The sequence below is a fragment of the Streptomyces sp. NPDC039424 genome, assembly GCF_055639495.1.
In genome coordinates, this window is sequence record NZ_JBVKAI010000011.1 from 39,562 (window position 1) to 63,651 (window position 24,090).

General features: G+C 72.9%; 20 protein-coding genes. 11 read left to right on the forward strand and 9 right to left on the reverse strand.

Annotated features, from left to right (window positions below; translation table 11 throughout):
* The first annotated feature begins 29 nt into the window (after positions 1–29).
* Positions 30–413 (forward strand): BlaI/MecI/CopY family transcriptional regulator, encoded by a 384-nt coding sequence (locus ACZ7L0_RS25690; protein ID WP_471244901.1) that lies wholly within the window; start codon positions 30–32, stop codon positions 411–413.
* The gene (locus ACZ7L0_RS25695) at positions 410–1,303 is read left to right on the forward strand and encodes a M48 family metalloprotease (protein ID WP_471244902.1); all 894 of its coding nucleotides are present in this window, start codon (positions 410–412) and stop codon (positions 1,301–1,303) included. The genes ACZ7L0_RS25690 and ACZ7L0_RS25695 overlap by 4 nt, the downstream gene beginning before the upstream one ends.
* A gap of 26 nt (positions 1,304–1,329) precedes the next feature.
* Here ACZ7L0_RS25695 and ACZ7L0_RS25700 read toward each other — a convergent pair whose 3' ends face one another.
* Both ACZ7L0_RS25700 and ACZ7L0_RS25705 read right to left on the reverse strand, forming a co-directional pair.
* Complete coding sequence (locus ACZ7L0_RS25700) at positions 1,330–3,672, reverse strand: glycoside hydrolase family 65 protein (protein ID WP_471244903.1); 2,343 nt, start codon at positions 3,670–3,672, stop codon at positions 1,330–1,332.
* The gene (locus ACZ7L0_RS25705; RefSeq protein ID WP_471244904.1) at positions 3,669–4,409 is read right to left on the reverse strand and encodes an HAD family hydrolase; all 741 of its coding nucleotides are present in this window, start codon (positions 4,407–4,409) and stop codon (positions 3,669–3,671) included. The genes ACZ7L0_RS25700 and ACZ7L0_RS25705 overlap by 4 nt, the downstream gene beginning before the upstream one ends.
* 85 nt (positions 4,410–4,494) lie before the next feature.
* Between ACZ7L0_RS25705 and ACZ7L0_RS25710 the strand changes: the two genes are divergently transcribed.
* Complete coding sequence (locus tag ACZ7L0_RS25710; protein WP_471244905.1) at positions 4,495–5,154, forward strand: nucleoside/nucleotide kinase family protein; 660 nt, start codon at positions 4,495–4,497, stop codon at positions 5,152–5,154.
* 79 nt (positions 5,155–5,233) lie between these two features.
* On the opposite strand, the gene ACZ7L0_RS25715 is transcribed toward ACZ7L0_RS25710, so the two are convergent.
* The 5 genes from ACZ7L0_RS25715 to ACZ7L0_RS25735 form a co-directional block, all read right to left on the reverse strand.
* Entirely contained in the window at positions 5,234–6,958 is a 1,725-nt protein-coding gene (locus ACZ7L0_RS25715; RefSeq protein WP_471244906.1) for a hypothetical protein, read from the reverse strand.
* A gap of 2 nt (positions 6,959–6,960) precedes the next feature.
* Positions 6,961–7,863, reverse strand: coding sequence for a carbohydrate ABC transporter permease (locus ACZ7L0_RS25720; protein WP_471244907.1), 903 nt, complete (start codon positions 7,861–7,863; stop codon positions 6,961–6,963).
* Positions 7,860–8,771 (reverse strand): carbohydrate ABC transporter permease, encoded by a 912-nt coding sequence (locus tag ACZ7L0_RS25725; RefSeq protein ID WP_471244908.1) that lies wholly within the window; start codon positions 8,769–8,771, stop codon positions 7,860–7,862. The genes ACZ7L0_RS25720 and ACZ7L0_RS25725 overlap by 4 nt, the downstream gene beginning before the upstream one ends.
* A 118-nt stretch (positions 8,772–8,889) precedes the next feature.
* On the reverse strand, positions 8,890–10,215 hold the full coding sequence (locus ACZ7L0_RS25730) for an extracellular solute-binding protein (RefSeq protein WP_471244909.1): 1,326 nt from the start codon (positions 10,213–10,215) through the stop codon (positions 8,890–8,892).
* Between the two features lie 272 nt (positions 10,216–10,487).
* Positions 10,488–11,609 carry an ROK family protein gene (locus ACZ7L0_RS25735; RefSeq protein ID WP_471245104.1) on the reverse strand — a complete coding sequence of 374 codons (1,122 nt, stop codon included), beginning with the start codon at positions 11,607–11,609 and terminating at the stop codon, positions 10,488–10,490.
* A 234-nt stretch (positions 11,610–11,843) separates the two neighbouring features.
* Here ACZ7L0_RS25735 and ACZ7L0_RS25740 point away from each other — a divergent pair, with 234 nt between their 5' ends.
* From ACZ7L0_RS25740 to ACZ7L0_RS25765, 6 genes are all read left to right on the forward strand, one after another.
* On the forward strand, positions 11,844–12,752 hold the full coding sequence (locus ACZ7L0_RS25740) for an N-acetylglucosamine kinase (RefSeq protein WP_471244910.1): 909 nt from the start codon (positions 11,844–11,846) through the stop codon (positions 12,750–12,752).
* A 133-nt stretch (positions 12,753–12,885) separates the two neighbouring features.
* Complete coding sequence (locus ACZ7L0_RS25745; RefSeq protein WP_471244911.1) at positions 12,886–14,820, forward strand: phosphatase PAP2 family protein; 1,935 nt, start codon at positions 12,886–12,888, stop codon at positions 14,818–14,820.
* A gap of 94 nt (positions 14,821–14,914) precedes the next feature.
* Positions 14,915–16,615, forward strand: a complete 1,701-nt coding sequence (locus ACZ7L0_RS25750; protein ID WP_471244912.1) for a phospholipid carrier-dependent glycosyltransferase — start codon at positions 14,915–14,917, stop codon at positions 16,613–16,615.
* Positions 16,616–16,707: 92 nt separating this feature from the next.
* Positions 16,708–17,631: a MurR/RpiR family transcriptional regulator gene (locus ACZ7L0_RS25755; RefSeq protein WP_471244913.1), complete on the forward strand. Its 924-nt coding sequence runs from the start codon at positions 16,708–16,710 to the stop codon at positions 17,629–17,631.
* A gap of 407 nt (positions 17,632–18,038) precedes the next feature.
* Positions 18,039–18,422, forward strand: coding sequence for a hypothetical protein (locus ACZ7L0_RS25760; protein ID WP_471244914.1), 384 nt, complete (start codon positions 18,039–18,041; stop codon positions 18,420–18,422).
* Between the two features lie 257 nt (positions 18,423–18,679).
* The gene (locus ACZ7L0_RS25765) at positions 18,680–21,076 is read left to right on the forward strand and encodes a SpoIIE family protein phosphatase (protein WP_471245105.1); all 2,397 of its coding nucleotides are present in this window, start codon (positions 18,680–18,682) and stop codon (positions 21,074–21,076) included.
* Between the two features lie 242 nt (positions 21,077–21,318).
* Here the strand turns inward: ACZ7L0_RS25765 and ACZ7L0_RS25770 are convergent, their stop codons facing one another.
* A complete protein-coding gene (locus ACZ7L0_RS25770) occupies positions 21,319–21,801 on the reverse strand; it encodes a flavin reductase family protein (RefSeq protein WP_471244915.1) in 483 nt (160 codons plus the stop codon).
* 94 nt (positions 21,802–21,895) lie between these two features.
* Positions 21,896–22,594, reverse strand: a complete 699-nt coding sequence (locus ACZ7L0_RS25775; RefSeq protein WP_471244916.1) for a peptidoglycan-binding protein — start codon at positions 22,592–22,594, stop codon at positions 21,896–21,898.
* Positions 22,595–22,718: 124 nt separating this feature from the next.
* Here ACZ7L0_RS25775 and ACZ7L0_RS25780 point away from each other — a divergent pair, with 124 nt between their 5' ends.
* Positions 22,719–23,429 carry a TetR family transcriptional regulator gene (locus ACZ7L0_RS25780; protein ID WP_471244917.1) on the forward strand — a complete coding sequence of 237 codons (711 nt, stop codon included), beginning with the start codon at positions 22,719–22,721 and terminating at the stop codon, positions 23,427–23,429.
* A 136-nt stretch (positions 23,430–23,565) separates the two neighbouring features.
* Positions 23,566–23,991, forward strand: coding sequence for a Zn-ribbon domain-containing OB-fold protein (locus ACZ7L0_RS25785; RefSeq protein ID WP_471244918.1), 426 nt, complete (start codon positions 23,566–23,568; stop codon positions 23,989–23,991).
* Positions 23,992–24,090 lie beyond the last annotated feature (99 nt).

Genomic DNA, 24,090 nt, shown 5'->3' on the forward strand with positions numbered 1-24,090 from the left:
GACGGCCCTACGCGCTGTAAGGTTGGGGCATGGCTGGCACAGGGTCCCGCGGCAGGGTCGAGCGGCGCAGCGCCGGGGAGTTGGAGAGCGAGGTGCTGGCCGCTCTGTGGGCCGCCGAGCGGCCCATGACACCGGCCGAGATCCAGGGCGAGATCGGCGGCGGGCTCGCCTACAACACCGTGCACACCATCCTCAAGCGGCTGTACGACAAGGGACTGGTGCTGCGGGACGCGGACGGGCGGCGCGGCGCCTACCTGCCGGCGAAGAACGCGGCCGAGCTGACCGCCGAGGCGATGCACGAGGCCCTCGGCCGCGGCCCCGATCCGATCGCCGCCCTGCAGCAGTTCGTCTCCGGCCTGAGCCCCGAGGAGGAACGGGCGCTGCGCGACCTGCTCGGCGGAGACGGCGCATGAGGATCGACGTCTACACCCCGCTGCTGCTGTCCGTCCTGCTGCCGCTGCTCAGCCCGGTGATCGGCCGACGGATGGCCCCGGCGCCCGCCGCCCGCGTGCTGACCTTTGCCGCCGTGCTGACCGCGGCGGCCACCACCTGGTCCCTGGTGCTGCTGGCGGCCGCGCTGCTGGGCGACGCTCCCCCGGTGGTCGCCGAGGCCCGGGAGGAAGGGCACCGGCTGGCCGATCCGGTGCCCGGTGTCATCGGGATCGCCGCCTGTCTGGCCCTGGTCGCCGTCGCCCGCCGCGTGCGCCGGGTGGTGCGTGCCGAGCGCGGCACCCGGCGGGCGCTGCGGCGGCTGTGCGAGGGGCATCCGGCGGACACCGAGCTGATCGTCGCCGCCTCCGACCTGCCCCGGGCGTTCGCCATTCCCGGCCGGCCGGGCCGGATCCTGGTCACCTCGGCCATGCTGGGGGCCCTGCGGCCGGCCGAGCGCCGGGTCCTGCTCGCCCACGAGCGGGCCCACCTGGCACACCGGCACGGCTGCCTGGTGGCCGCGGCGACGCTGGCCGCCGCGGCCAACCCGCTGCTCCGGCCGGTCCGTTCCACCGTGGCCTTCCTCGTGGAGCGCTGGGCGGACGAGCAGGCCGCGCTCGCCGTCGGGGACCGGGAGACCACGGCGCGCGCCCTGGCCCGCGCCGCGCTGACGGCGGGCAGGGCGCGTCCCGGGTGCGCGCTGGCCTTCACCGACCGTGCCGTCACCCGCCGGATCGCGGCCCTGCAGACGGCCCCTCCCCCGCGCCTGCGGACCGCCGCCGCGGCCGTCCTCGCCCTCGGCGCCCTCCCGGCGCTGGGCGCCGCCGACGCCACCGGCGACCTGGTGGGGCTGCTGGCGGGCGTGCTGGGCTGAGCGCCCCCGGCGCGGGGCGCGTGCCGTCAGCGGCTGTGCGGGCCGCGGTGCGGCGGCTGTTCGGGGGCCGGCCGCGGCTGGGCCGGCGGTACGGCGCGGACGGCGGGCTCGTCGGTGTGCAGGGTGAGCGGCTCGCCGTGGTGACGGATGGTCAGCGGCGGCCCGTCCAGGAGCGCGTACGTGGCCTTGTCGGCGTGCACCTCCACCCGCAGCCGGCGGCCGAGGAACCGTACGGTGAAGGCGAGGCGGCGGATCTTCTCCGGCAGGCGCGGCGCGAACCGCAGCCCTTCGCCGTGGCGGCGCATCCCGCCGAAGCCCGCCACCAGCGCCATCCAGGTGCCGGCCAGCGACGCGATGTGCAGCCCGTCGCGGGTGTTGTGCTCCAGGTCCGCCAGGTCCATCAGCGCGGCCTCCGCCGCGTAGTCGTGTGCGAGCTGCGGATGGCCCGCCTGGGCGGCGATGACGGCCTGGCAGCAGGCCGAGAGGGAGGAGTCCCGGACGGTCAGCGGTTCGTAGTAGGCGAAGTTGCGGGCGACCTGCTCGTCGTCGAAGAAGTCGCCGCAGGCGTACATCGCCAGCACCAGGTCGGCCTGCTTGACGACCTGTTTGCGGTAGAGGTCGAAGTAGGGGAAGTTCAGCAGCAGCGGGTACTGGTCGGGGCGGGTGTTCGCGAAGTCCCAGCGCTGGTAGCGGGTGAAGCCGGCGTGCTGTTCGTGCACGCCGAGTTCGTCGTTGTAGGGGATGTGCATGGCCTCGGCGGCGTCCCGCCAGGCGGCGCTCTCCTCGGTGTCGACGCCGAGCCGGTCCGCCTCCCCCGGATGGCGTTCGACGGCGTCGGCGGCGGCCAGCAGGTTCTCCCGCGCCATCAGGTTGGTGTACGTGTTGTCGTCGGCCACCGCGCTGTACTCGTCGGGGCCGGTGACGCCGTCGATGTGGAAGGCGCCGCGGTGGTCGTGGTGGCCGAGCGAACGCCACAGCCGGGCGGTCTCCACCAGCAGTTCGACGCCGGTGTCCCGTTCGAAGCCGGTGTCGCCCGTGGCGGCGACGTAGCGCACCACGGCGTCGGCTATGTCGGCGTTCACATGGAAGGCCGCGGTACCGGCCGGCCAGTACGCCGACCCTTCCGAGCCCTCGATGGTCCGCCAGGGGAACGCGGCGCCCTCCAGGCCCAGTTGGGCCGCGCGCTCCCGGGCCGCGTCCAGGGTGTTGTACCGCCAGCGCAGCGCCTCGGCGACGGCCTGGGGCGCGGTGTAGGTGAGGACGGGCAGCACGAACATCTCGGTGTCCCAGAAGGCGTGCCCGTCGTAGCCGGAGCCGGTCAGCCCCTTCGCCGGGATCGCCCGCTGCTCGGCGCGCGCTCCGGCCTGCAGGACGTGGAAGAGGGCGAAGCGGACGGCCTGCTGGATCTCCTCGTCGCCCTCCACCTCGACGTCGGCGCGGGCCCAGAAGTCGTCCAGGTAGGCGCGCTGGTCGTCGAGGAGCCCTTCCCAGCCGCTGTGCCCGGCCGCCGCGAGGGCCGCCTCCACCTGGTCGCTCATCGCGGGCCTGGAGCGGGCTCCGGACCAGCCGTGGGCGACGAGCTTCTCCACGCGCAGCCGCTCGCCGGGCTCCAGCACGGAGGTGACGGTGAAGCGGGCCACGTCCACGTTGCTCTCGCTGCTGGTCGTGGTCCGCTCCGGGCCGGTGACGACGTGGTCGGCGGCCACCGCCACCCGCAGGCCGCTGCGCTTCGTGCGGTGCACCAGGCGCAGCCGGGGGCCCACGGCGACGTCCTCCTCGGGCTCCAGCGGCGACTTCAGCGCCTGGGCCGCGCGCGGGTCGCCGTTCGGTCCGGGCAGGCTCTCGTTGGCGACCAGCTCGGACTGGATGACCACCCGGGTCCGGCTGTCGACGGGCTCCACCTCGTAGGAGACGGCGGCGACGGCCCGCTGGGTGAGGGAGACCAGCCGGGTCGAGCGCACCCGGATGGTCGACCCGGCGGGCGAGGTCCACTCGCAGGTCCGCTCCAGCACTCCCCGGCGCAGGTCCAGGACGCGTTCGTGGGAGACGAGCCGCCCGTAGCGCAGGTCGAACGGCTCGTCGTCGACCAGCAGCCGCAGGATCTTGCCGTTGGTGACGTTGATGACCGTCTGGCCCGACTCCGGATAGCCGTAGCCCGCCTCGGCGTACGGCAGCGGATGCACCTCGTGCACTCCGTTGAGGTAGCTGCCGGGCAGGCCGTGCGGTTCGCCCTCGTCCAGGTTGCCGCGCCAGCCGACGTGGCCGTTGGACAGCGCGAACACCGACTCGCTCTGGGCCAGGACGTCGAGGTTGAGGTCGGTCTCGCGCACGGTCCACGGCTCGACGGTGTACGACCGCTGGGTGATCACTCCTTGCCTCCCAGTGCGGAGAGGTCCTGCACGACGATGTCGGCGCCGTGCGTGTACAGCGCGTCGGTCTGTCCGGTCCGGTCGACGCCGACGACGTACCCGAAGCCGCCCGAGCGGCCCGCGTCCATGCCGGCCAGCGCGTCCTCGAACACGGCGGCCTGCCGGTACTCGACCCCGAGGTCGCGGGCGGCGGCCTGGAAGGTGTCCGGGTGGGGCTTGCCGGGCAGCCCCCGCTCGGCGGCGACCACGCCGTCGACGCGGACGTCGAAGAGGTGCTCGGCGTCGATCGAGCGCAGCACGTCCAGGGTGTTGGCGCTGGAGGAGACGATCGCCGTCTTCAGTCCCGCGGCCCGGACCGCGTCGATGTAGCGCAGCGTGCCCTCGTACGGCTCCACGCCGTCGGTGCGGATCCTCTCCAGGACCAGTTCGTTCTTCCGGTTGCCGAGGCCGTGCACGGTCCGGGCGTCCGGTGGATCGTCCGGATCGCCCTCGGGCAGGTCGATGTCCCGGGAGGCGAGGAAGGTGCGCACCCCGTCCGCGCGCGGGCGCCCGTCGACGTACTCGTCGTAGTCGGCGACCGCGTCGAACGGCCGGGCGCGCTCGCCCTCGTAGCCGCGCAGGAACTCGTCGAACGTCTCCTTCCAGGCGGCCGCGTGCACGACGGCCGTCTTGGTGACGACCCCGTCGAGGTCGAAGAGACAGGCCAGAATGGTGTCGGGCAGACCGAGCTCAGTCATACTCAGCACACTTCCCCGCAGGGCCGGTTCCAGTGAGTGGCGCACGCCACATGCTGCGTCGGACACGGGTGACAGACTCTCCCCCGTGCCACTGACTTTCGACGACCTCCTCGCCCGCGCCCGCTCCCTCGCCGAGCGTGGTCCGCGGGCCCTCCTCGGCATCGCCGGCAGCCCCGGCGCGGGCAAGTCGACGCTGGCCGAGCACCTGGTGCGCGCGCTCAACGGCACCAGCTCACCCTGGGTGGCGCACGTCCCGATGGACGGCTTCCACCTGGCCGACATCGAACTGGACCGCCTGGGCCGCCGGGCCCGCAAGGGCGCGCCCGACACCTTCGACGCCGCCGGGTACGCGGCGCTGCTCCGGCGGCTGCGCCAGGAGCGGGACGAGGTGGTGTACGCGCCGGACTTCGAGCGCGTGCTGGAGCAGCCGCTCGCGGGCGCGATCCCGGTGCCGCCATCGGCCCGGCTGGTGGTGACGGAGGGCAACTACCTGCTGCTGGACACGGGCGCGTGGGCGCGGGTGCGGCCCTGCCTGGACGAGGTGTGGTTCGTCGGGATCGACGAGGAGGAGCGGATCCGCAGGCTCGTCGCCCGCCACGAGGAGTTCGGCAAGGACCACGACACGGCGGTGACGTGGGTCCTGGGCAGCGACCAGCGCAACGCGGACCTGGTGGCGGCGACCCAGGACCGGGCGGACCTGATCGTGCCGGTGACCGCGCTGCCGCCGGGCGCGTCCGCGGCGTGAGCCACGCGTGCGGGGTCCCGTCGAGCCGCTCCACGGCGAGCGTCACCCACAGAAAGCGCTGTGTGGGTGACGTACCGCGTCACTCCGCGACACGCTCACGGGTCCGGCGAGCGCGCAGAGCGACGCTCAGCGTGTGCGGGCCGAATCCACCGAGGCAGAGCCGTGGCCCTGTCGTCGCGTCGGTCCCCCCCAGCAACGTGTAGTCCTGACCCGGGTCGTACCGCAGCAGGTCGCCTCGGTCCGGTCCCGCCAGCGGTTCACCGGAGTGGACGCCGGCCTCGACGCGAATCTCGTCCTCGCCCACCCGGTACGCCATCGCCCCGGAGCCGGGACACCAGCGTCCTTCGCCCAGCGGTTCGGCGCCGTGCACGACGCCTCCCGGCCGGAAGGTCAGTTCGAGTGCCCACGGCACCCGCGGACCGGCCATGTCGAACCGGATGTCGGCGCCGTCGTCCCGGAGTTCCACATCGACGCGGGTCGTCAGCGCGACCTCGTCCCGCGGCCGCTGCCCGAACGACATCGCGGCCGAGAAGCGTCCCTCGTCCGCCAGCTCATAGGCGCCGCCCGCTCGGCGCTCGGCCGGCGGAAGCGGCTGGTAGTAGGCGGCCGTGAGGGTCTCGGTGAGCCGGTACCGGCCGGCGCCGAGATGCGCCATGTCCGTGGCACGGAAGGGGCCCAGGTCGAAGAAGCCCCGGGACAGCCGCACGGCGTCGAGGACCGCGTCGCCGGCGAAGAGCCGCAGGAAGGTCGGATTGCAGGCGAGGCCCGAGCGGATGCGCCGGTGCTCGGGCACGTCCGAGCCGCCGTACACGACGGTGTGCGCGGTGGCGGAGGCGCGTGAGGCAAGGCGCGCCGTGGTGATGTACCGGTCGCGGGGAAGGGTTTCCGGCGCCGGCGCCGGCAGCGCGCGGCACAGGTCCGGCGTGAGGATGGTCTCGGCCAGGAGGCGGGCGTCGTCGATGCCGCAGGCTGCTGCCAGCCGCGCCGCTCGGCTGAAGTCGCCCCGCCCGGTACGGATCGCGAGCAGCCGGTAGTGCGGCAGGTAGGGCGCCAGGGAGAACGGATGGTTCTGGTCCTGCCGCCGCGAGTGGACGGTTTCCACCGTGCCGTCCGGTCTGATGAGGTCCAGGGTCGCGGTGAGGTTGCGTTCGACGGCATCCAGCAGGTCGGTGCGGCCGAGGACGTCGGCCAGCAGCAGCAGCGAAGGGTTGGACACGTGGGCCGCGTAGTTGGCGCTCCGCTCCGAGTACAGGCCCTCCGCATCGATGTCGACTCCCTCGGCGAGCCACGCCTCGACACGGTCGAGCAGCCGGCCGTCCGGGAACGACCGGTGCAGCCGGGCCAGCGCCGCGCACAGTTCCCATCGGTGGTTCGGCGTGTGCACCCCGCCTGTCCGCAGGCTCTCGGAAGCCGCGCCGGCGATCTCGGCGAGGGCGGCGGCGGCCTCTCGCAGTTCCGGCCCCGCGTTCGCGGCGATGACGTGCGCGTCGCACACGTCGTTGATGGTGAACGCGGAATCCGGGGGTGACTGCACGTTGTCGCCGCCGGCGAAGAGGCCGGAGGGGGCCTGCAGGGCCCGGAGAGCGGCGAGGTGGGTCATCGTGGCCGCGATGGCCCGCTCGCTGCCGTGCAGCGCCGAGTCCTGTGAACGGTACGCGGCGAGCAGTGTCTTCACCCGGTGCGCCAGACCGCGGTGGGGCACACCGGTCGGCTCCTCGTCCGGGCGGTCCGCCAGCGGGACGGCCGGCCGGTCGGCGGCGGAGGCCGCCGCACGGACGAACTCGCGGTCGAGCGTGATCTGCACGGTCAGTCCTTCAGTCCGGCATTGATGTCGGCGCCCATGACGTAGCGCTGGAAGACCAGGAAGATGGCGATCAGAGGGATCATGGAGATGACCGATGCGCCGAGCAGTACCGACCAGTTGATGTTCTGCGCGCCGACGATGCTCTGGATGCCGATCTGCACGGTGAACTTGTCGGGGTCGTTCAGCATCAGAAGCGGCCAGATGTAGTCGTTCCACCGCCACTGGAAGGACAGGATGGCGAGGGTCAGCATGATGGGCCGGGAGAGCGGCACCATGATCCGCAGGAAGATCGACAGTTCGCGGGCGCCGTCGATGCGTGCGGCTTCCACGAGTTCGTCGGGAACCGTGAGGAAGAACTGGCGGAACATGAAGCATCCGGTCGCGGTGAGCACGGCCGGGAGGATGATGCCGGCGAACGAGTTGTAGAGGCCGAGGTTGCGGACCACCAGGAACTCAGGGGCGAGCATGACCTCGGACGGCAGCATCGTGGTGGCCAGGATGCAGATGAAGAAGACCTTGAGCCACTTGTTGTCGTACTTGGCCAGCGCGTAGCCGGTGCAGCAGCTGACCCCCACCGTGAGGATCGTCGTGATCACGCACACGATGGCCGTGTTGACGAAGTACTGGGAGAAGTTGGCGCTGTCCCACGCTGCCTTGAATCCCGACAGGGTGGGGTTGTGCGGAACCAGCGTCAGCGGATAGGAGAACAGGTCGCTGGCCGGCTTGAGGGAGCTGAGGATGAACCACAGCACCGGCAGACCGTACAGGCACGCCAGGATCCACAGCAGTGTCGTCGCGGGCACCGCCCGCCGGAGCCCACCGCTGGCCGCCTTGCGGGGCCGCCTCTTGGACACGGGCTGTTTGGCATCGGCGTCGAGCGGGCGGGGCATGTCTGTGGTTGTCATCGGTTCTCCACCCGCCGGTTGACGATCAGCTGGATGATCGCGACGGCCATCAGGATGAGCATGAGCACGAATGACGCGGCGCTCGCGTAGCCGATCTGGCCCCGTTTGAAGCCGGTCTCATAGATGTACTGGACGAGCAGGTTGTTCGAGGTTCCGGGTCCGCCGTTGTTGAGGGCGACGAACACCGGGTATTCCTTCATCGCGTTGATCGTGTTGAGCAGGATGACGATGAACGAGGTGGGCGCGATGCTCGGCAGCGTGATGCTGATGAACTTGCGCCACGAACCGGCGCCGTCGAGCTCGGCCGCCTCGTAGTACGACACCGGGACGTTCTTGATCGCCGCGATGAAGAGCAGCATCGTGAAACCCGTCCACGCCCAGGCTGCCGCCATCACCACCACCAGCAGCGACAGGTCCGCGTTCGACTGCCACGGAACGGCGCCTCCGCCGAGCTTCTCGATGACGTAGTTGACCAGTCCGAAGTTCTCACCGAACAGCCACCGCCACAGGACACCCACGACGATGGGCGACAGCAGCCACGGTATGAAGAAGATGACGCGGGCGACCGACGATCCCTTGGCGTGCTTGTTCACCACCAGGTTGGCGGCGAGCAGCGAGAGCGCGAAGTTCAGCGGGACGAAGAGGACGGTGTACAGCAGCGTCCGGGTCAGCGCGTCGTAGAACGTGGAGTCCCCGAACAGGTTGTGGTAGTTGTCCAGTCCGACCCACTGGAACACCCCGACGCCCGTGTAGTTCGTGAAGGAGTAGAGGAGCCCGATCACCGCAGGCCAGACGAAGAACAGCGCGAAGAGCACGACGTTGGCCGCGATGAGGGCGAGCGGCGCAAGGGTGTACTTACTGCGTCTCCTGGGCGGGCTCGCGGACACGTCCGAGGCGCGTTTTGTCATCTTCCTGACTCCGTGCTGGTGGAAGGGATTGCGGTGGGCTCACGCCAGGAGCCCGGCATCACGGGGGCGCCCGAGGCCGGGCGGCGGCGTGTCGACCCCGCCGCCCGGGCCCGTCGGCCTACGATCCGCCGCCGACCTGCTGGTTGTAGCCGGACACGATGTTCTCCAGGGCCTTGTCGGCCGACTGCTGGCCGTTGATCGCCTTGCCGAGCTCCGTCTTGGTCGGGTCCTCGGTGAGGCTCTTGCCCTTCAGCACCCAGTTCGTCTGCGCGGTGTTGAAGTAACCGGAGATCGGTGCGTAGAGCGGGATCTCCTCGTTGTACAGCTTGAACGCCGCCTGCGCCGCCTCGGAGGTGAAGGGGTACTTCGGGTTCAGACCGCTCTCGACCGGCAGGAACCCGGACGCCTCACACAGCGCCTGGTAGTGGGCCGGCTCGTACAGCCAGGACAGGAACTTCGTCGCGGCGGTGGCCGCGTCGCCGTTGTTGTTGAAGCCCACCGTCATGCCGCCGCTGTTGACGTCGCTGGCCTGCACCGGCTGGGCGGGGGTCGGGACACTCGCCCAGTCGAACTTCTTGATGCTCTCCGCGAAGGCGGGAACCTGCCATACACCGGACCAGTAGGCGACCACGTCACCGCTCTGGAACATGGCCGACGGGTCGGCGCCGCTCGTCCACACCGACTTCGGCATGGTCTTGTCGTCGTTCCATCCGACGAAGGTGTTCACGGCCTTCTTGGTCGCGCTGTCCACCGAGAACTTGCCGGAGGAGTCCGCGTGGACGTACTTCCCGCCCATCTCGTACACCATGGCGCGGAGCCGGGACGGCGACTGGTCGAAGGTCAGGGAGTACTTGGCGCCGGTCTTCTCCCGGACCTTGTTCGCCGCCTTGATGAAGTCGGTCCAGGTCCAGGTCTTCTGGGGCGAGGTCGGGAAGGAGACCTTGGCCTTCTTGAACAGCGTCTTGTTGATGAACAGGCCGGACGCGGTGACGTCCGAGGGGATGGACAGCACCTTGCCGGACGAGTCCTTGGCGAGGAAGTTGGCGTTGATGTTGTTGCTCTTCTTGTTGGCGATGGAGCTGAGGTCGATCAGCTTGCTCGACCAGATCGGGTCCAGCGCCGGCACGGCGGCCACGTCGGGCAGGGAGTTCGCCTGCGCGGCGTTGTGCAGCTTCGTCGCGTAGCCGTCGTAGGGGATGTTGACGAGCTTGACCTTGACGCCGGTTTCCTTCTTGTACTGCGCCACCAGCTTCTTCCAGCCCGCGTCCTGCCCCGGAACCGTGGAGATCCAGAACGTCAGCGACTTGGAGGTCCCGCCCGAGTCGGACCCCGACCCGCAGGCGGAGAGCAGAAGGGCACCTGCCGTGGCCACGGCAGCGAGGGGCACCATACGGCGTATGCCGCCGTCGAGTCGGCGGGAGCGCCGCACACCCACACTGGTCATTTTCGATCCCTTTTCGTCGTACTGGACGGAGCACGGCGCCGGCCGAGGCGGCACGGGTGCCTTTTGCAGGAAATTTCGCTTTCCGGGGGCACGGCCTCGCCCGGCCGCATCGCCTTGAAGGGTGGGGTCCCCGGCCATGACGGCCGACGTCGCACAAGCACGCCCTCGTGCGGCTGCCGTACTTCGCGTACGGGCGGGAGGCTACCCTGAGTCGGCGTCCCGGCCGACTTAGAAAGCGCTTGTCCGGACATTGGCAGATCGAGTGGAAGCCGTCAATCCTTCGCCCCCGCGGCCTCGGTCACGGTTTGGACTCCTCGGGAGACCGCGAGCCGGGCGGCGCCCACGACGGTGCCGAGCTCGCCGACCGTGCTGCTGACGACTTCGGTGGGCCAGCTCAGCCGGGCGAGCTCGGTTCGGACACCGTGCAGGAGCTGCGGGTCCGCACCGGTGCTGCCGCCCAGCACGATCAGTCCCGGGTCCAGTACGGCGGTCACGGCGGCGGCCAGCCGGCCCACGTCGGCGGCATGGCGGGCGACCACGGCACGGGCCGTGGCGTGACCTTCCCCGGCGAGGACGAAGAGCCGCTCGGCGGTGCGGGGACAGGGGCCGTCGGTGTCCCGCCAGGCCTGCCTGCAGCGGCGCAGGAGGGAACGCGCGCCGATGTGGTCCTCCAGGGCCTCGCGGCGCGGTTCGCGGCCCTCGTCCCAGGGGTAGGGCAGCCGGGCCACCTCTCCGGCGGCACCGTTCGCCCCGCGCAGGACCCCGCCCGCGACGACGATGCCGAGACCCACGCCCACGCCGATCCGCAGATACCCGAAGGTGTCGCGGCCGCGGGCGGCGCCCTCGTGCAACTCCGCGAGTGCGGCGCAGTTGACGTTGTTCTCCAGGTGGACGGGAACGCCGGGCGGCAGCGCGACGGCCATGGCGTCGAAGACGGGACCGGCCTTGGCCGTCGCCGGGCGCATACGCGCGCCCTCCCGGTCCTGCGTGGTGACGTCGCCGACGGCGACGACGACGGTGCGCAACGGGGCATCCGCGGGCAGCTTGGCGAGGGCTTCGCGTACGGCGTCGGCGGCGTCCGCTCGGGAACTGGTGCCCTCGGCGAGCAGGGTGCCGTCCAGGGCGCAGCCGCGGACCCGGGTCAGCGCGGGGCCGAGGTCGACGGCGAGCACGGCTCCGGCGGCCGGCCCGAGACGGTAGACGGCGGCGGTGCGGCCGGTGCCGCTGGAGGCGGTCCCGGAGTGAGCGGCGAGCGCGGCGGCCTCCAGCTCGGCCACGGCCGAGGAGACGGTCGGCTTGGACAGGCCCGCACCGGCCGCCAGCTGCGGGCGGGTGGCGGTGCCCGTCGCAGCCAGTACGGCGAACACGGCGCGGGCACTCTCGCTCAGCTTCATGCTCTCCCCCAGGTCGTGCCGCAGCGGTCTGCTCACAAAGGTCGGGTGGCATCGGGATTTCATGCCTCTTGACGCATGCTACTTGGTTAGTAAACTTCCTAACGAACTCGCGGTACACGTCCGCCGCGCTCCGTCAGAAGCCCGTCCCGGGGCTTCCCTACGGTCGTCAACTCCCCTTCCTACAGGCACGGTTCGCCCACCGTCGCAGCACAGCGCAACGACGAAAGAGGTTCCGTGCAGGACACCCCCCTCTCGTGCCCGCTCGTGGTCGGCGTCGACGTGGGCGGCACCAAGACCCGGCTGCGCGCCGTCGCGGGCGAGGACCTGGTCGCCGACCACGTCCGCGCCAGCCGCGGCTGGCGGCCGCACGACCCGGTGGCCGCCGCCGGATGGCTGGCCGCGCTGGTCGCGGACGCCCTGCCGGCGGGCCTGCGCCCGTCCGCCGTGGCCGTGGGCGGGCACGCCTGCGAGACGCCTCGCCAGTGCGCCCCGATAGGCACCGCGCTGCGACTCCACTTCGACGCGCCGGCGCTGGTCGTCGGCGATGCCGAGCTCCTCCTGCCCGCCGCCGGGCTGGACAAGGGCGTCGGTCTGGTCGCCGGCACCGGTTCGGTGGCGGTGGGCCGGCGCGCGGACGGCTCGGCCGTCCAGGTCGGCGGCTGGGGCGCGGTGCTCGGCGACGAGGGCGGCGCGGCAGGTCTGGTGCGCGAGGCCGCGCGGGCGGTCTGGGCCGCCCACGACCGTGGTGCGGCCCCGGACGCGCTGGCGTCGGCGCTGCTCGCCGCGTTCGGCGTGGCCGAGGTACCGGCGCTCGGCGCGGCGCTGGAGGCCGCCACCGACGTCTCCGCGGAGTGGGGCCGGCACGCCCCGGCCCTCTTCGCCGCCGCCGACGCGGGATCGCTCCTCGCCCGGGACGTGATCGCCGCCGGTGGCCGCTCGCTGGCCGGGCTCGTCGTCCGGCTCACCGAACGCGGGGTCGCCGCCGACGACGTGGTGGTCGCGGGCGGCACCGTCCTCTCCCAGCCGCTCCTGTACGACGCCTTCGCCGCCGCGCTCGCCGAGACCCTGCCGGGCTCCCGGCCGCGACCGCTGCGCGTACCGCCGGTGGAGGGCGCGGTGGCGCTGGCGCGCTCGATCCTGTGAAACGCGCGGCCCCCGTTCACCCGGGTGACACGTCCCGGTCGCCGGGCCCTCGCCGGCGGGACACGACCCCCTCATAGATATTCGCTCGTTCAACTTTCCGCACGCGACCGAAGAACTCAAGAGAGGCACACGCATGCCGTCACCAGCCGGGCACCGCTCCCCCACCTCGGTCCGTGAACGCGCCGTCGGACGGCGCGGGTTCCTCAAGACCTCGCTCGGCGCGTCGGCGGGCGTGCTGGCCGCCCCCACCTTCGCGACCTGGCTCGCCGCCGCCGACGCGAAGGCGGCGACCGCTCCCGCCGCGTTCGTCGACGACTACAAGACCAATGTCCTGGGGAATCTCACCGCCGACACCAACGCGGTGGTCCGGATCCTCGGCGGCTTCGCCCAGATCTGGAAGACCGGCTCGGCCTGGAACGGCGGCACCGCGCTCCGGCCCGAGGTGCTGCGCGCCAACATGCGCTACTGCGCCCGGATCACCGGGGCCCGCACGGACGCCGAGGCGAAGGAGGCGTTCGTCTACGACCGGCAGCACCAGAGCTACGCGATGATCGCCGGCCTCGGCCCGCTGGCCGACCTGTACAAGGCGGGCGCCAAGGCGGTCACCTCGATCACCGCCGCCCCCGACGGCACCCCCGCGACCACCGTCAGCGACGCCGTGCCCGCGAACGCCCCGGCGGGCTCCGCGCTCGGCGCGGGCTCGCACGACTCCGCGCTGGGCAAGGTGGCCGAACTGGTCGACACCGTGCGCGGTCCCTACGCCTCCGGCAACCCCGCCAAGTACGCGTTCCAGTACCCGCGCCCGTGGCGCATGAACGAGGACAGCGAGGTCGTCGACACCGGGAAGACCGACGCACTCGGCTACCCCGTCTACGACTCACAGGTGGTCGTCGCCCCGCAGCTGCTGCGCCAGCGCGGCACCTCCCCCACCGACGACGGCGGCTTCCCCAGCGGCCACACCAACGCCTTCCACCTGGCGGGCCTCGCGCTGGCCTACGCGGTGCCGGAGCGCTTCCAGGAGCTGGTGACGCGGGCCTTCGAGCTCAGCCACACCCGGATCGTGGCCGGCATGCACTCCGCCGTCGACGTCATCGGCGGCCGGATCATGGCCACCGCGCTGGCCGCGGCGACCCTCGCGGACCCGGCCAACGCCGCCCTCAAGCAGGCCGCGCGGGCCCAGGCGCTGGCCTACTTCGAGCAGCGGACAGGGACAGACGCCGACACCCTGTACGCCTACGCGCACACGGCCGGCCCCGGCACCGACCCCTACGCCGACCGGGCCGCCAACGCCCGCGCGGTCACGCCCCGGCTGACGTACGTGCTGACCCGGCAGGGCCACGGCGCGCCGCTGACCGTGCCCAAGGGCGCGGAGGTGCTGCTGGAGACGCGGCTGCCGTACCTCGACGCCGGGCAGCGGCGGGAGGTGCTGCGCACCACCGGGCTGCCCGCCGGGTACGTCCTGCTCGACGGCTTCGAGCAGTGGGGCCGGCTGAACCTGTTCGCGGCGGCGGACGGCTACGGGGCCTTCGACTCCGATGTGACCGTGAGCCTCGACGCGGGCGCCGGAGGCTTCTCGGCCGCCGACAGCTGGCGCAACGACATCGACGGGCGCGGCGGCCTGACCAAGCGGGGCACCGGCACCCTCACGCTGACCGGCCGCAACCGGTACACCGGCACCACCGTGCTCGCGCAGGGCACGCTGGTCGCCGGTTCCGAGGACGCCCTCGGCCACGGTGACGTGCGGATCGCGGACGGTGTGCTGCGGGTGGACGAGCGGGTACGGGTGCGCGGGCTCTACAGGCAGGACGCGGGCACGCTGGAGGTCACCCTGCGAGCCGGCCGCAAGGCGCCGCTGGCGGTGAAGCGGCAGGCGGTGCTCGGCAGGGGCAGCGTGCTCTCCCTGCGGCTGGACGACGAACGGCCGCCGGCCGCGGGCACCACGGTGCCGGTCCTCGGCGTTTCGCGGCTGAGCGGTCGGTTCGACCGGGTAGAGGTGAACTCCGACCGGCTGCGCGCCGTACCGGTGTATACGGCAGACGGCCTGTCGGTACGACTCGTGAAGCGGTGACGCGCCCGGTGGCGGAGCGATGCGACAGTGGGGCCATGAACCGGTCCCCGATCGCTCCCGCCACCGCCCGGCGCGGGGCACCGCAGGGCGGACGATGACGCGCGAACAGCACTCGGTCCTCGCACCCGAGGCCCCCGCCGGCGGCGGCCCGGCACCCCGGGCGGCGCTGCCCGCCCGGCAGCGCCTGTACGCCGGGCTGCGCCGCCACCGCCGGTGGCTGGTGCCGCCGCTGGTGGTGCTGCTGCTCGCGCAGATGGCGTTCGCCATGGTGACGACGGCCGTGCGGCAGACGCCCACGATCGACGAGCCCGTGTACGTCGCCACCGCCACCGACTACCTGCGCGAGCACCGCCTGCGCTACAACCCCGAGCACCCGCCGCTCGGCAAGCTCGTGATCATGGCGGGGATCGCGGTCGCCGACCCGCACTACGACGCCTCGTACCACGGCAACCAGGGAGAGGTCGGCCGCCACCTGCTCTACGAGTCCGGCAACGACCCCTGGCGGCTGATGCTGTGGGCCCGGCTGCCGGTGATCGTGCTGACGCTGCTCTTCGGGCTGGTCGCGTACGCCTTCGCGCGCGAGGCCGTCGGCACGGCGGGCGGCCTCGCGGCGCTGGCGCTGTACACCTTCTCCCCCGACCTGATCGCGCACGGCTCGCTGGCCACCCTCGACGTGCCGGCCGCCGGGTTCGTGCTGACCTCGGCGTGGCTGGTGTGGCGGGCCCGGCACCGGCCCCGGCTGTACCTGCCCCTGGCGGGGGCGGCGCTCGGGGCGGCCCTGGCGACCAGGATGAGCGCCCTGCCCGCCGTACCGGTGCTGATGCTGCTCGCCGCCGTGTCCGTGTACCGGCGCGGGTCGGCCCGCCGCGAGGCACTGCGGCGGGGGCTCGTGGGAGCGGCCGTGGTGGCGCTGGCCGCCGTCGCCGTCGTCTGGGCGGCCTACCTCGCGGTCGACCCGCTGCTGCGCTTCACGCCCGCCGAGCCCGTACCCGCCGTCCACGGGCTGCGCGGGCGCCTGGCCGGCCTGCTGCCGTTCCCGTCCGCGTACGGGGCGGGGATACGGGTGCAGTTCGGGCTGGAGAACTACGCGTGGCAGGGCTATCTCTTCGGGCGGCTCTACACCGGCTCGCTCTGGTACTACCTCCCGGCCGCCCTGCTGGTGAAGACCCCGCTCGGCATGCTCGCGCTGTGGGCGGCCGGGGCCGTCGCGGTCGTGGCGGTACGGCGGCTGCGGCCCGCCGCGCCCTACGTGCTGCTGCCGCCCGCCGTGCTGCTGGCCGCCGCGATGACCGGCTCGCGCGACTTCGGCACCCGCTACGCCGTGTTCGTGCCGATGTTCCTGGCGGTCGCGTCGGCCTGCGTGCTCGCGGCGGGCCGGCGGTGGGCGCCGGTGGCGACAGGGGCGCTGGTGCTGTTCGTCGCGGTCAGTTCGCTGCGGACGTACCCGTACTACCTGCCGTACTCCAACGAGGCGTTCGGCGGGCCGGCGAAGACCCGGCTGCGGCTGCACGACTCCAACGTGGACTGGGGCCAGGACCTGGGCCGGCTCGCCGACCGGCTGCGGGACCGGTACCGGGGCGAGCGGATCTGGCTCGTGTACAAGGGGAGCGGTGTGCCCTCGTACTACGGCATCCACGCGGCCGATCCGCGCCGGGCGGCCCTGAGCGAAGTGCACGGTGTGCTCGTCGTGTCGGACTCGGCGGCGGCCAAGGCGCGCGGGAAGCTGGCGGAACTGATCGACAGCAGTCGCCCGGTCGACGACGTCGGTCATTCGATCACCGTCTATCGGCGCTGAGCACGGCGGGGTTCCCGGCGGTAAGCACACCCCTGGCCAGCACGCTCCGTGGGCTATGTTGAGTCTTCGTGGGAGACAAAGGAGGCGCACCGGTGCCATCGCCGCAGCAGGCACGCGCACAGGCATCCGCGATCACCTCGGGCAAGGCCGTCCCGGAGGCCGAAGCGTCACCGACCTCCCGGCTCCGCGAGCTCTTCGACGGACCCCGGCTGTCCCCCGGACAGCGCCGCGTGGCCCAGTACCTCATCGAGAACATCACCGAAGCCGCGTTCCTGTCGATCACCGACCTCGCCGAGCGGGTCGGCGTGAGCCAGCCCTCCGTGACGCGGTTCGCCGCCGCGGTCGGCTTCAGCGGCTACCCCGCGCTGCGGGAGAAGCTCCAGTCGATCGCGCTGAGCACCTTCGCCGGCGGCCCCGCCGCGGCCGAGGAGAACCGCAGCAACGAACTCCAGGCGGCCGTCGACGCCGAGATCCAGAACCTGGAGAACCTGCGGCGGGACCTCGCCGACCCCGCCCGCGTGATCCGGGTCGGCCGCGAGCTGTCCCGGTCCGCCCCCCTCACCGTGCTGGGCCTGCGCATCTCCGTCTCCCTGGCCGAGTACTTCGCCTACGCCGCCCGCCGTATCCACCCCGATGTCAGGCTGGTGACCCGGGGCGGCAGCGTGGCCTACGACGCGCTGCTGCAGTCCCGCGAGGCCGGCGGCACCTGGGTGCTGGCGTTCGGCATGCCCCGGCACGCGCAGGAGACGCTCACCGCGATCCGGGTCGCGCGCGGCGCCGGACTCAAGGTCGCCCTGGTGACCGACCTGGCACTGGGGCCGCTGGCCGACGAGGCCGACGTCACCTTCACCACCGGCACCGGCTCCCGGCTGGTCTTCGACTCCTACGCCGCCCCCGGCCTGATGGCCGCCGCGCTGCTGCAGGCCATGACCGACGCCGACCCCGAGCGCACCCAGGCGCGGCTCGAGGAGTACGAGCAGGTCGCCGAGCAGCACCAGTTCTTCCTCAAGGACTGACAGCACCAACCGTTCCGCTCGGCCTCGTACGGGGATCATTCACCCCAAAACACGCATGAATGTTTTCATACGCCTTGCAAAGCCGACGGCATATATAAATACTGCTCACGGATCGCACCCGGCCCACTCCGGGCACGGTCCGCACCCAAGGACTCACCCCTCGCACGCGCCCCGAGAAAGCCGAACGGACCGCCCATGCGCACGCAGCACCACACGCCGCGCCGGCGACCGGCCCCCGGGGCCCCTGCACGGACACTCCCAGCCGCCGCCCCCTACCCGCGTCGGCGCCAGGGGTGTTCGATCGGGCATCGCCTGCGCGAGCGCCCGTGGCGGCCCCGGTCATCCCCTAGGCCGGGGCCGCCCCACCCCGTCGGACCACCCCTCACGACGCCGCACACCCGGAAGCGATGATCATGACCCTCACGACGACGCGCACCGTCAGCCCCGACTGGCCCTGTCAGGTCAAGACGCCCGGCAGCTACGACTGGGAGCGCTCGGCCGCCAAGTGGCTGCGCGAGCTGGTCCCGGCCCGCTACGCCAGCTACCCGGCGCTGATCCGCCACCCCGTGCTGCTCGCCCGGCACGCCCAGATCCAGGTGCAGCACGAGATACGGGTGGCCCGGACCGCGCTGCAGACCGCACGCGCCGAGCTGCCCGTGCTGGGCATGCCCGAGTCGGTCATCGAGCACACGATCAAGCTGTACGCGGCGGAGGTGCTCCAGCTGCAGCACATCGCCCGCAGCGTCCGGGCGGTCACCGAGGCGCTGGTCGGCCACAGCACGGGCCGCTGACCGCGCACGACGGTCGAACCAGCCGCGGCGACCTGCCCTTTTCCGGCCGCTCCCCGGGGCGCCGTCCACCCTGCTCGGGACCACCCGTCCCAGGGGTCCGGCCGCCGGGGGAACTCGTGCCCGGTACGGGAGTGATCGGACCCGCCCCGATGTGCAATGCTCGTCGCGTGACGAGCGAGCCCGCCCCTCCCCCGCAGACCGGCGGCGTCCCCGACCTGGCGGCGCTGTCCAAGGTCGTGGCCAGGCAGCGCGCGGAGATGGACAGGCTCCAGGAGCTGGCGGCGACCTCCGCCGTCGTGGAGCGGGCCAAGGGCGCCCTGATGGCCCTGACCGGATGCACCCCGGACAGCGCGCACGAGGAGCTGCTGCAACGCGCCAAGGCCGGGAACCGCACCCTCATCGAGGAGTGCTGGCTGACCCTCGGCGCCCTGATGCCCCCACGGGACGAGTCCGGTGACCCGGGGGCCACGGATGACGCGGGGCCGCGCGCGGTGGACCCCGCCGGGGGCGCGGAGCCGGACGGCGGCGCGGAGCCGGACGGCGGCGCGGAGCCGGACCGTGACTTCGAGCCGGTCGCCGGAGCCCCCGCCCGGACCGGTACCGCGCTTCAGGCCGCAGGGCCCGACGACCACGCCGAGACGCTGGCGCGGCTCGGGAAGGCGCTGGTGGGCGTCGGTTCGCCGCGGGAGCTCGCCGAGTGCCTGCGGGAGCGGCTCGGGCCGGAGGTGGGGGCGGACGCCGTCCTGCTGTACGCGCGGCTGCCCGAAGGCGGACTCGAACTGATCGGGCACGCCGGGATCGGCGACACGCTGGCCGCCCAGTGGCACCGGATTCCGCCGCTGAACGGGGTCGCCCCACTGGACACCCTGCGGGCCCGGGAGCCGCGCTGGCTGGAGGACCTCCCCACGGACCGGACCCGGTACCTGCTGATAGGGGACCCGCCCGAGCGCTGGCGGTCGCGCGCCTGGCTGCCCGTGCCGACCGGACACACGGCCGACGTGGCGCTCGGCGTGCTGCGCGGGCGCGGGGGACCCTTCGCCCCCCGCACACGGGAGCTCCTGCTGGCCGTCGCCCGGCTCTGCGCCGGCCGGCTGCGCGCGTTCGACGCACCGCCGGACCACGCCGCCTCGAACGTCGCCGAGGCGGTGCAGGCCGTGTTCGACGTGCTGCCGGGCACGGCGATCCTGCTGACCCCGCTGCGCGCCCCGTCGGGCGAGGTGGAGGACTACCGCATCGACGCCGCGGCCCCCGGCTCGGTCGACGTCCTCGGCCGCACCGGACGCGAGCTGATCGGCCTGCGCATCCTCGAGTGCTACCCGTCCGTGGCGGGCGAGCCGCTGTGGCAGGGGTATCTGACGGCGCTCCTGACCGGGGAGCCCTTCGAGGGCGAGCCGTTCGCGTACCAGGAGATGGCGGACGGGGTGGCGCAGACCGCGACCTACTCGGTGCGGGCGGCGCGGCTGGGCGACGGGCTGGTGGTCAGCTGGATCCGGCACGACCTCTCCGACCGGCAGGAACAGCGCCTGGCCGACGTGCAGCGGCTCGGCAACCTCGGCTGGGCGAACTGGAACCTGGTCACCCAAGAGGCCTCGTGGTCGGACCAGGTGTACGACATCCTCGGCCGGGATCCCGAGCACGGCCCCCTCCCCCTGGAGCGGCTGCCGGACCTGGTCGTGCCCGAGGACGCGCCCGTCCTCTCCCGTGCCGTCACCGAGCTCGTCCGCGACGGCGGGCCGGTGGACGTACCGTTCCGGATCGGCGTGGGCAGCGGGTTCCGGCATCTGCGAGCCGTCGCGGAGGCGGTGGCGGACCAGGACGGCACGCCCGTCGAGGTGCACGGCTTCGTGCAGGACCTCACCGCGCAGCGCAGCGCGGAGCTGGCGCTGGTGGAGAGCGAGCGGGCGGTCCTGATGCAGCGCGGCATCCTGCAGGCGGAGCGGGCGATGGCCGCCCGGCTGCAGCACGCGCTGCTGCCGCTGCCGAACAATACGGTGGAGCTCGCCGGGCTGCGGGTCGACGTGACCTACGTGCCCGCCCAGTCGCAGATCCACGTCAGCGGCGACTGGTTCAGCGCCATCGAGCTGCCCGACCACAACGCGCTGTTCGTGGTCGGCGACGTGGCCGGTCACGGCATAGACGCGGTCGCCACCATGGCCCAGCTCCGCTTCACCGCGAAGGGCATGGTCAGCACCGGTTCGTCGCTGACCGGCGCGCTGACCCGGCTGAACACGCTGCTGCTGCACTCCCGGGACAGCCACGGCACCGCCACCATGGTCCTGGCCCGCTACGAGCCCGAGGGCCGCAGGCTGGCCTGGGCGCAGGCGGGACACCCGCCGCCACTGCTGCTGCGCGGGGGCGAGGCGCGCTACCTCGACCGGCCCGCCGGCATGCTGCTCGGAGCGTCCGCGTCACCCGTCTACCAGCCCGCCGAGTGCCGTCTGGAACCCGGCGACCGGCTGCTGCTGTACACCGACGGTCTGGTCGAGCGGCCCGGCGAGGGCCTCGACGCGGGCCTCGCCCGCCTCGCCCACGCCGCCCTCGCCCACCACTGCGAGGAGCCCGGCTCCCTGGAGGCCCTGCTCGCCGTGATGCTGGAGGGCGAGCGACGGGACGACGTGTGCGTCCTGGACATCCGGGTGCCGCCCGAGATCTAGTCGTCGTCGCGGTGGCGCCAGTACCAGCACAGGCCCACGACGACGGCCAGCAGGAACACGGTGGGCAGCACGAGGCCCGGGATGCGGGAGCCGGTCATCGGGATGGCCTTCGGTCGTACGGTCCGGCGGGGCCGACGGCTCGGGCCGACCGCGTGATGGCTGCCCAGGGCGGGGCACGTCAGTCCCGCGCCGCCGGATTTTTCCCAGGGCCTTGCCGGGCGTTCGATCGAGCGCCGGCCGGGTCAGTCCACCGGATGACCGGGGTCGATGGCAAGGGTGTCGGTGAGCCGCAGCAGGGGCCCGTCGCGCCGCTCACCCCACTCGACGGGGTCGAGGAGGAAGCCGACGTGGTCGCCGCCGTCGGTGCGCTCCCGCACGGTGCCGACGAACCAGGCCGCCGCGTCCTGAAGGACGACCGCCCCGCCGTGCCCGCGCCGCCAGGGCACACGGGCGAACTTGTCGACCCGGTCGCCCGTCTCGCCGCCGAACAGGGCCGCCAGCTCGTACTGGTCGCGGGTCAGCAGATGGACGGCGAGGCAGTCGGCGGCCCGGGCGAGCCGGTAGGTGTGGTTGGCCTTGGACAGCCACACCGCGAACCGCACGGGCTTGAGGGAGCACTGCGAGGCGAACCCGACCAGGCAGCCCGAGCGTTCCTCGCCCGTCGCGGCCGTGACCACGCACATGTCGGGATCGAGCCGGTCCATGAACACGTTGGCGTCCGCCATGCCCGTCCCACCTCCGTCGCCGATCCCGCCGACCGGCGTCGGCTCACCCCACGGGTGCCCCCGGTTCCCGCCGGCTCACCCCCCGCGCCGCCCGTCACCCGGTGGCCAGGCTGGTGCGGGACTCCAGGGAGCGGCGGGTGTCGTCGCCGTAGACGCCGGTCTCGTCGCCGCTGATGCCGTACCAGAGCTGGAAGCGGGCCACGGCCGCGGTGAGGGTGGCGTCGTAGTGGCCGCTGGTGGCGCCGTCGCGGTAGACGTCCGGGATGCGCAGCAGGCGTTCCTGCAGCTCGGTGACCTCGGCGCCGCTGTCGCCCTCCCGAAGGGTGCCGGCGCCGTCCGGGTCGGTGGCGGCGGTGGGGCCGGTCGTCGCGGTGGGGCCGGTCGTCGCGGGCGCGGCGGAGGTGGCGGGGGCGGTGGCGGACGGCTGGGCCGGCTGGGCGGCCGTGGCGGTGTCCTGCCGGCCGGGCAGCAGGAGGGCGCAGCCGAAGCCGACCAGCGCGGCCGCGGCGACGGCCACCGTGACGGCGGCGCGGCGCAGTCCCGGGCCGAACCCGAAGGCGCCGGTGCCGGGCGCGGCGGGCGGGGTCCCGGTCGGGGCGTCGGAGACGCGGGGCAGTTCCTCGGTCCTGTCCTCGACGGGTTCCTGCCCCTGGGGGGCGTCCGCGCGTGCCGCGTCCTGCTCCATCTCCCTCATCAGCTCGGCGAGGGTGTCGAGGCGGCGGGGACGCAGGACGCGGATGGGTTCGAGGACCGGGCCGCGCTGCGGCCGGCCCGGATCGGTCGGTGTCGTCACACTGTTCTCCTTCCGTCCCCGGGCAGTGATACGGAAGCACCGACCCCCTGGTTCAGAAAGCACTCAGTTCCCCGAAAGCCGCACTGAGTGCCACGACATCCGGACAGGTGCTACGTTCACGTCCATGAGCTCCAGCAGCGCGGGCCCCGCCACGAAGCCGCCCATGCGGGACGCCCTGGTGGCGGCGGCCTTCCGGCTGTTCCTGGAACGCGGCTACGAACAGACCACCGTGGACGACATCGTGGCGCTCGCCGGGGTCGGACGGCGTTCGTTCTTCCGCTACTTCCCCTCCAAGGAGGACGTGGTCTTCCCCGACCACGAACGCTGTCTGGCCGACATGACCGCGTTCCTGGCCGCGAGCGGCGCGGAGCACGAGCCGGTGCGGCGGGTGTGCGACGCGGCCCGGCTGGTGCTGCGCATGTACGCGGAGAACCCCACCTTCTCGGTGCAGCGCTACCGCCTCACCAAGAAGGTGCCGGGGCTGCGCGCGTACGAGCTGTCCGTGGTGTGGCGCTACGAGCGGGCGCTCGCCGAGTACCTGCGCGGCCGTTTCGCGGGCCGGCCCGACGGGACGCTGCGGGCGGACGTGATCGCGGCGGCGGTGGTCGCGGCGCACAACAACGCGCTGCGCTCCTGGCTGCGTTCGGACGGCCGGGACGACGCGAACGCGGCGGTGGACCACGCGCTGGGATACGTGCAGTCGGCTTTCGACCGGCCCCCCGTGGTGCTGCCCGCCGGGCAGCGACCCGAGGACGTGATCGTGCTCGTCTCCCGGCGTGGGGCCCCGCTGTGGCGGGTGGTGCAGGAACTGGAGTCCGTCCGGTCCGCAGATTAGGGGTACGCAGTGCCTTTACGAGTGGCACTGAGTGCCATACTCTGTCGGCGTGCACGGTGGCACGGTGAACCGCGCACATGCGTGCGCGGCTCGGGCCGGGTGCGCGGATTCCGGCCGAGCGCAGGGAGTTGACAGCGTGTACCACCCTTCAGGAAGCGCCGCTCATCCGGCGGCCGGCTCCGCCACGGGCGTCCTCGATCCCCGTCCCGCGGACCTCACGGACTCCAAGGACACCCTCGTCTTCCAGCGCTGCAACTGGTGCGGCACCGCCATGTACCACCGGCTCCTGTGTCCGGTGTGCCAGGGCAGCGACCTGCGCACCGAGCGCAGCGGCGGCCGGGGCACGGTCCGCCACGCCACCGTGGTGCACCGCAACACGCCCGCCGCGCGCAACGTGTCGCTGATAGAGATGGCCGAGGGCTTCGTCGTACGCGGACGGGTCATGGGTCCGCCCATCGGCATCCACAGCGGGGACCGTGTGCAGCTGGCCACGACCAAGGACCCGGTGCGGGGCGAGCCGGTCTTCCAGCTGCTCGACGAGCCGTACCGGGCCTGGAGCTGACGGTCCCTCACCACCGCCGGGGGCGCGCCCTTTCCCGCGCAGCCGTCGTCGGCGCTCGAACGAATTCATCCGAGCCGCACAGGCAACCCACAGCCTCCC

What these genes read in the sequence shown, in the direction of transcription:
- ACZ7L0_RS25690 (WP_471244901.1), top strand. Translation starts at nt 30, where the DNA reads ATGGCTGGCACAGGGTCCCGCGGCAGGGTCGAGCGGCGCAGCGCCGGG.
- ACZ7L0_RS25695 (WP_471244902.1), top strand. Translation starts at nt 410, where the DNA reads ATGAGGATCGACGTCTACACCCCGCTGCTGCTGTCCGTCCTGCTGCCG.
- ACZ7L0_RS25705 (WP_471244904.1), bottom strand. Translation starts at nt 4,409, where the DNA reads ATGACTGAGCTCGGTCTGCCCGACACCATTCTGGCCTGTCTCTTCGAC.
- ACZ7L0_RS25720 (WP_471244907.1), bottom strand. Translation starts at nt 7,863, where the DNA reads ATGACAACCACAGACATGCCCCGCCCGCTCGACGCCGATGCCAAACAG.
- ACZ7L0_RS25725 (WP_471244908.1), bottom strand. Translation starts at nt 8,771, where the DNA reads ATGACAAAACGCGCCTCGGACGTGTCCGCGAGCCCGCCCAGGAGACGC.
- ACZ7L0_RS25730 (WP_471244909.1), bottom strand. Translation starts at nt 10,215, where the DNA reads ATGACCAGTGTGGGTGTGCGGCGCTCCCGCCGACTCGACGGCGGCATA.
- ACZ7L0_RS25735 (WP_471245104.1), bottom strand. Translation starts at nt 11,609, where the DNA reads ATGAAGCTGAGCGAGAGTGCCCGCGCCGTGTTCGCCGTACTGGCTGCG.
- ACZ7L0_RS25745 (WP_471244911.1), top strand. Translation starts at nt 12,886, where the DNA reads ATGCCGTCACCAGCCGGGCACCGCTCCCCCACCTCGGTCCGTGAACGC.
- ACZ7L0_RS25750 (WP_471244912.1), top strand. Translation starts at nt 14,915, where the DNA reads ATGACGCGCGAACAGCACTCGGTCCTCGCACCCGAGGCCCCCGCCGGC.
- ACZ7L0_RS25760 (WP_471244914.1), top strand. Translation starts at nt 18,039, where the DNA reads ATGATCATGACCCTCACGACGACGCGCACCGTCAGCCCCGACTGGCCC.
- ACZ7L0_RS25765 (WP_471245105.1), top strand. Translation starts at nt 18,680, where the DNA reads ATGGACAGGCTCCAGGAGCTGGCGGCGACCTCCGCCGTCGTGGAGCGG.
- ACZ7L0_RS25770 (WP_471244915.1), bottom strand. Translation starts at nt 21,801, where the DNA reads ATGGCGGACGCCAACGTGTTCATGGACCGGCTCGATCCCGACATGTGC.
- ACZ7L0_RS25780 (WP_471244917.1), top strand. Translation starts at nt 22,719, where the DNA reads ATGAGCTCCAGCAGCGCGGGCCCCGCCACGAAGCCGCCCATGCGGGAC.